Consider the following 1,584-nt stretch of genomic DNA (forward strand, 5'->3'; position numbering starts at 1 on the left):
CTTGTTCCTTAACATCGCTGGTCACGTTCGGTGAGGGTGGCGGGGCGTTTCAGGGTCTTGCCGACGTCGTAGCGGGTTGTGGGGTGCCGGTTCTTGGAGCCGGGCGGGCGTCCGGGGCCGGGTCGGCTGGGTTTCGGTGCACGGGCCGGACAGGCGAGATGTGGGCGGATGTGCCGGAACCCGCGCCGGACACGAGTCGGTGTGAGTGTCTCGCCGGGCCGTGTGGTCTTCTCCCAGGGCTTGCGCCGGTCCGTGGTGAGCGGTGCGGCGAGGCGGAGTTGGGTGTGCGCGGCGATGACGAGCCAGGTCCAGCGGTCCGCCGCCTGCGGGTCCCGAACCCGTGGACGGGTCCAGCCGAGCGACTGCTTGAACAGCCGGAATGTATGTTCAAGATCGAATCTGCGCAGGTAACAGGACCAGACGAAGTCGACGTCATCCGGGGTGGCGCCGGTGGCGGAGGACCACAGCCATACCGGTGGCGCCTCGCGGTCGCCGGGCAGGTGATCGACATTGAGGCGGATCAGCGTTCCCTCGATGACGGGGAGTTCGCCGTCGTGGTCGATCCACGCGGATCGCTGCTGCAGCTTGGGGTGGAGCCGGTCCCAGGCGCGGGCTTTGGCCTTGCCGTAGCGGGGGGTGTCGTTCACCGTGACCACGGACGGCTCGGGCCAGGAGGCGGGCCTGGCCAGGCTGAACTCCTTGCCGTGCCTGGGCGGGCGCCCGCCCTGGGGGTAGGACTGGGCGTACTCCTTGAGCGAGGGCGCCGGCCGTCGAAGGACGCGGTCCGAGCGCAGCCGTCCGACCAGTTCGACGGGCAGGTCGCGCAGCACCCAGGCCAGCCGCATCACGTCGTAGCCCGCGTCCATCACCACCAGGACGTCCTGGTCCCCGTGCTGCCACTGACCTGCCGTGATCAGCCGCTCGACCGTGGCCCGGAGCTGGCCGGCGGTGACGGCCGCGGCATCGTCGACAGGCCCGAGTCGGACCGCGTCCAGGACTTGTGTCCACGACGTGCGGTCCGCGCTCAGCGCGGCCACGATCGAATACGGCCAGCCCGGGATGATCTGCGCGGCCTCACGGGAGCGGCCGTGGACGTGGCAGAACAGTCGCTCCGGCGAGCAGGCCGCGTCCGAGCGTAGCCACGGTGAGACGTCCACGGTGAGCACGATCCGCCCCTCGAAGCGCGGCATCGGCAGCGATATCAGCAGGTCGCGCAGGGCTTCGGTGTTGAGACGGCCGTGGTTCAGAGCTCCGTACAGCGAGCCGTAGCCGCGTTGGTGCTCGGCGAGCAGGGACAGCTCGACCGGCGTCCGGGTTGGGCCGTCCGCACACAACAGCGCGTCGGTCAGCTCGAAGAACGCATCCGCCCGCGCGGACAGACACCCGTAGAAGGCCGTCCGAAAGCGTGAGAGTTCCGCAAACACGTCCTGTCTACCGGCCGACGCCAGCACACTCATCCGCACGGCCTTCCTGGTGAACTCCGGTATCTCGTCGCAGAGTTCAGGATCACGAGGAAGGCCACTTCATACCCTGCGATCACTCCAAAGAGTGACGATATGGCCGGGCCGGAGGTTAAGGAACAAG

At 68.6% G+C, this 1,584-nt stretch carries 1 protein-coding gene; it reads right to left on the reverse strand.

Going from position 1 to position 1,584, the window contains the following annotated elements:
• Window positions 1-8: 8 nt before the first annotated feature.
• Window positions 9-1,457 (reverse strand): NF041680 family putative transposase, encoded by a 1,449-nt coding sequence (locus tag J3486_RS43725; protein WP_207831091.1) that lies wholly within the window; start codon window positions 1,455-1,457, stop codon window positions 9-11.
• Window positions 1,458-1,584: the final 127 nt, after the last annotated feature.

It is taken from the genome of Streptomyces sp. VRA16 Mangrove soil (assembly GCF_017377775.1).
Taxonomy (GTDB): Bacteria; Actinomycetota; Actinomycetes; order Streptomycetales; family Streptomycetaceae; genus Streptomyces.